This is a genomic window from Sphingomonas sp. (assembly GCF_042091075.1).
In the GTDB taxonomy this organism is placed as follows: Bacteria; Pseudomonadota; Alphaproteobacteria; order Sphingomonadales; family Sphingomonadaceae; genus Sphingomonas.
Window position 1 is genome coordinate 1 of sequence record NZ_JBELIE010000200.1, and the last position, 5,180, is coordinate 5,180.

Consider the following 5,180-nt stretch of genomic DNA (forward strand, 5'->3'; position numbering starts at 1 on the left):
GGGCTACACGCCCGCGCTGGTCGTATGCGCGACTTCCTACCTGCTCGCGCTGCTTGCGATCCACCTGCTGATCCCGCGCATCGAGGCGGTGGGGCCCGATCACGACGCGCCATTGGTGGTGGCGCATTAGGGATATGCCCGCAGGCGCGGGAGCACAGGATCATCAAAAAGGGGCCGCCACCTCTCGGTAGCGGCCCCTTTCCTTTTGCCGACTGGCGCGCGTCAGAAGTTCACGCGCGCGGTCACCCCGTAATAGCGATCGGCATCGCGCGGGATGATATAGCGGTAGCTGCCGCCGGGACCGCCCGAGGTGATCGCCGCGGCGAAGCTCTGGTCGAACAGGTTTTTCACCTGGAAGGTCACGCGATAGCGATCCGCCGCATCGACCAGCGCCGCCGACAGGTCGACGAGGCCATAGGCCTTGATCGTCGTCGCGTCGCGGATCGCCTGCGCGGCGTCGAGCTGCGAGATCTGGCTCGACTGGTACGATCCCTGCGCGCCCAGCGCGACATCGATCGCGCCGCCGGTGCGGATACGGTAATCCGCCCCCAGCGATCCCTTCCACTCCGGCGCATAGGGCAATCGCGTTCCCGACGGCACGACGCCGGTGGTGGTGCCGTTGGTCGGCACCTTGAACTGGTCGATATGCGCGTCGGTATAGGCAAGGCCGCCGTTGAACGTCAGATCACGCATCGGCTGGAACAACAGATCCAGTTCGGCGCCGCGCGTCGATATCTCGCCCGCATTGGTGAAGCGGGTGACCAGCACGCCGGCGACGATATCCGGGTTATTCGCCTGGAAGTTATTATACTTGGCATAATAAGCGGCGAGGTTGACCACCAGCTTGCCACCGAACAACGTGTTTTTCAGGCCCGCTTCGTAGCTGTCCGCCGTCTCCGGCTCGATCACATTCGTGCCGGTCGCGGTGAGATTGTAGAAGATGTTGAACGCCGGGCCCTTATAACCGCGCGCATAGGTGGCGTAGAAGGTCGACTGCGGGACGATGTCGTACTGGATGCCCGCCTTGCCCGACCAATTGTCGTTGGTCGTCTTGCCGGTGAATGGCCCGAAGCTTGGCTGGATGCCCGGCCCCGCCAGCGGGGTGACGCGCCGGTGGAACACGTCCAGCTGGTCGGTGGTGTAGCGGATGCCGACGATCCCGCGGAACCGGTCGGTGAAGTTCAGCGTGCCCTGACCGAACAAGGCGAAGTTCTTGAAGACGGAGCCGAACACCGCGGTGCCGCTGGGCGTGGTGGTCAGCGCGGGCACGGTGCTGCACGGCGTTCCCACCGGCGCGCCATTGCAGACGATGTCGTTGCGCGTGAACGTGCGTGTCGTTTCAGCGCGCGAATAGAAGGCGCCGAGGACGTAGCTGAAGAATTGTTGCGCCGGGCTGGTCAGTCGCAGCTCCTGCGTGATCGTGTTCGACACCTGCGGGCCGACGTCATGCAATTGGTTCAGCCCTGAATAGGCACGCGGCAGCCAGTCGCCGTCACGGATCTCTTCATTGTCATATTCACGATACGAGCCGATGTAGGTGACGGTCTGGTTGCCGAGTTCCCAATCGAACTGCCCCGACACGCCCCAGCTCTTCTCATTGGTGCGGGTGATCAGGTCCTGATTGATCAGCCGGGTGCGGTCGCCCTGCGCCGGCGGCAGCACCGTCGCGGCGAAGGCACCCGCGCTGCCGGCCGCCCCGGTGGGCGTCGTGCCGATCACCTCGGCGCAGCAATTGTCCTTCGATTCGCGATAGTCGGCGATGATCGTCGCGGTGAAATTGGGGGCGAGATCCGCGACCAGCATCGCGCGCGCGCCATAATGCTCATAGCCGTTCACGCGCTCGCCATTGTAGGCGAGGTTTTTGATATTTCCGTCATAATTGCCGTAGAAGCCGGTGACGCGCAGCGCCACGTCAGTGCTCAGCGGCAGATCGACCGCGCCGCGGACGCGATATTCGTTGCCATTGTCGAAGTAGAAGCCGCCCTCAACATAGCCGCCGAATTCCTTGCCGGGCCGTTTCGTCACGATGTTGATGACGCCCGCCGAGGTATTTTTGCCGAACAGCGTGCCTTGCGGCCCGCGCAGCACTTCCATCCGATCGATATCGATCAGGTCGCTGAACGCCTCGCCCGCGCGGCTGTAGACCACGCCGTCGACGACGGTGGAGATCGACGGCTCGCCCGCGATCGAAAAGGTCGAGGTGCCGACGCCGCGCAGGAACAGCGACTGGTTGATCGCGGTGCCCGATTTGCGGAAGTTCAGCGTCGGGACCAGATATTGCGCGCCCTCGATATTCACCGCGCCACGCGCCGCCAGCGCATCGCCCGACACCACCGAAATCGCCACCGGCACATCCTGCAACCGTTCCGATCGCTTTTGCGCGGTGACGATGATGTCACCCGCGGGCACGTCGGTCGCCTCGGTCGGCGGCGTCGCGCTGCCGGTGCCGGGCTGCATATCCTGCGCCACCGCCGGCATCGCCAGCAACGCGGCAAGCCCCGCGCCCGCCATGAGAAGAGTCTTCGTCATTCTGTCCTCCCCGGAATGTCCACTCTATTGGTGGGATATCAGCTCTGATTACGTTGTCAGCTATTGTTCGTCTTTATGCCGTGCAACCGCGGCTTGATCAGAAACCCAGCTCGCTCATCTCCACCACGCGCTTCTCGCGCGCGCTGATTTCCGCCGCGGTGCCGATCGCCACCGCCATCAGGCCATCATGCGCGGTCACCTCGACGTCACCGACGCCGCGCACCGCGGCATTGAACCGCTGATGCTCGTAGAAGGTGGAGCCGTGATGGCTGCCCGCCTTCAGCGCGGTTTCGTCGACGGGGACGATGCGGCGCTCGACCTGCTTCGGGTTCATGAACCCGACGCGCGGACTGCGAACGATCGCACCCTCGGGGATCAGCACGTCAAGGCGCGCCTGATCGCCGACCGCGGTGATCTCTTCCTGATTTTCCGCACCGTCCGCGAACATCGACAGGTCTAGCATCGCGCGCACGCCATTGGCGAAATCGACGGTGGTGTAGCTGTTGTCGATGATATCGGGGCGCCGTCCGTCATAGGCTTCGTCGAGATGGTTCACGTCCATCGCACCCGAGCAATAGACGCGCACCGCCTCCGACCGGCTGATGAGCCGCATCAGATCGAAGAAATGGCAGCATTTTTCCACCATCGTGCCGCCGGTGTTCGCGGCGAAGCGGTTCCAGTCGTTGACCTTGACGAGGAACGGGAAGCGATGCTCGCGGATCGACAGCATCTTCAGCGCGCCGACGCCGCCACCCCGCACCGCGCGGATGAATTCGGCAGCGGGGGGCATGTAGCGATATTCCATCGCGGTCCAGAACGGCCGCGCGCTCTTTGCCGCCTGGTCGACGATCCAGCGCGCGTCCTCGATCGTCGTGGCAAGCGGCTTTTCACACAGGATCGCGAGCCCCTCGCCGAACAGCGGCGCGAGCACGTCACGGTGCGTGTTGTTCGGGCTGGCGACGATCACCGCATCGACCAGCCCGCTCGCCGCCAGCGCGGCCGACGAATCGAACGACCGCACGCCATCGGCGCGTTCGCCCAGCGCGTCCTTCGCCCAGCCGAGCGAGGTGGAGACGGGATCCGCGATCGCGGTCACCACCGCGCCGGGGGTGATCGCCAGATTGTTGAGATGCTCGACCCCCATCATGCCGGTGCCGACCAGACCGTAACGGACTTGCTCTCCCAAGGTTCTTGTCCTTATGTATGACAACGATGTCTGAAATCATCCTATCGCCCGATTCGCGTCCGCTCGGCAAGAGCGGAATCGCCGTAAGCCCAATTGCATGGGGGATGTGGCGCTTCGCCGGCGTCGGCGTCGCCCAGGGACGCGCGCTGATCGAGGCCGCGTTCGCCGCCGGGGTCACATTGTTCGATACCGCCGATATCTACGGCTTCGACGGCGAGGGCGGATTCGGCGACGCCGAATCGCTGCTGGGCGATATCTTCGCCGAATCGCCGGGCCTGCGCGATCGCATGGTGCTGGCGACCAAGGGCGGTATCACCCCGCCCGTCCCCTATGACAGCAGCGCCGCCTATCTGAACAAGGCGCTGGATGATTCGCTGCGCCGGATGAAGGTGGAGCAGGTCGACCTGTACCAGATCCACCGCCCCGACATCCTGGCGCACCCGCAGGAAGTGGCGCGAACGCTGGAGGACATGGTGTCGTCGGGCAAGGTGCGCGCGATCGGCGTCTCCAACTATACCGCCGATCAGACGCGCGCGCTTGCCGCGTTCCTGTCGGTGCCGCTGTCGACGCAGCAGCCCGAATTCTCGCCGCTGTTCCTCGATCCGCTGACCAACGGGCTGATCGATCAGGCGATGGAAATGGATCTGGCGGTGCTCGCCTGGTCGCCGCTCGGCGGTGGCCGGATCGGCCAGCCCGGCACCCCGCGCGAAACCGCGGTGGCGGCCGCGCTCGACGCGGTGGCGAAGCGCTTCGGGGTCGGTCGCGCCGCGGCCACCTATAGCTGGATCATGGCGCATCCAGCGCGCGTGATCCCGATCGTCGGCACGCAGAACGCCGGCCGCATCGCGGAACTGGCCGACGCCTTCGCGATCCGGTGGACGCGGCAGGACTGGTACGACGTGCTGGTCGCGGCGCGCGGCGAGAAGCTGCCGTAAACACCCGCGCGGACATGACGACGCGGGTGGACCAAAAGAACGAACGGACGGGGAGACGGATATGACCAGCCCTTGTGAAATCGCGTGGTTCTCCGCGCTCTGCGACGACGACTACGAATTCCTCGGCGTGCCCGATCCGGCGCTCAAGTCCAGCTGGGAACATTGCCGCGATATCGTCATGCAGGCCGAAACCGGCGGGTTCGACAATATCCTGCTGCCGTCGGGCTATGCGCTGGGGATCGACACCACCGCCTTTGCCGCGGCGATCGCGACGCTGACGACGAAGATCCACCTGCTGATGGCGACGCGCATTGGCGAGATGTGGCCGCCGCAGCTCGCCCGGCAGATCGCGACGATCGACCGGATCGCCAAGGGCCGGTTGAAGATCAACATCATCTCGTCGGACATGCCGGGTGAGACGCTGGGCTCCGCCCCGCGCTACCGCCGCACCGTCGAGGCGATGCAGATCCTGAAGACGATGCTGAACGGCGAGCATCTGAATCACCAGGGCGAATTCTGGCAGTTCGACA

At 64.9% G+C, this 5,180-nt stretch carries 4 protein-coding genes; 2 read left to right on the top strand and 2 right to left on the bottom strand.

Features of this window, described 5'->3' with window-relative positions:
* Positions 1–222: 222 nt before the first annotated feature.
* Entirely contained in the window at positions 223–2,529 is a 2,307-nt protein-coding gene (locus tag ACFDSW_RS15140) for a TonB-dependent receptor (protein ID WP_375251106.1), read from the bottom strand.
* A gap of 97 nt (positions 2,530–2,626) precedes the next feature.
* A complete protein-coding gene (locus ACFDSW_RS15145; protein ID WP_375251107.1) occupies positions 2,627–3,715 on the bottom strand; it encodes a Gfo/Idh/MocA family protein in 1,089 nt (362 codons plus the stop codon).
* A 26-nt stretch (positions 3,716–3,741) separates the two neighbouring features.
* Here ACFDSW_RS15145 and ACFDSW_RS15150 point away from each other — a divergent pair, with 26 nt between their 5' ends.
* Both ACFDSW_RS15150 and ACFDSW_RS15155 read left to right on the top strand, forming a co-directional pair.
* Positions 3,742–4,650 carry an aldo/keto reductase family oxidoreductase gene (locus ACFDSW_RS15150; protein WP_375251108.1) on the top strand — a complete coding sequence of 303 codons (909 nt, stop codon included), beginning with the start codon at positions 3,742–3,744 and terminating at the stop codon, positions 4,648–4,650.
* Positions 4,651–4,711: 61 nt separating this feature from the next.
* Positions 4,712–5,180: LLM class flavin-dependent oxidoreductase (locus ACFDSW_RS15155; RefSeq protein WP_375251109.1), on the top strand; the 469-nt coding region annotated here is incomplete at its 3' end.

Coding starts and splice junctions, on each gene's coding strand:
- ACFDSW_RS15150 (WP_375251108.1), top strand. CDS start 3,742: ATGTCTGAAATCATCCTATCGCCCGATTCGCGTCCGCTCGGCAAGAGC.
- ACFDSW_RS15140 (WP_375251106.1), bottom strand. CDS start 2,529: ATGACGAAGACTCTTCTCATGGCGGGCGCGGGGCTTGCCGCGTTGCTG.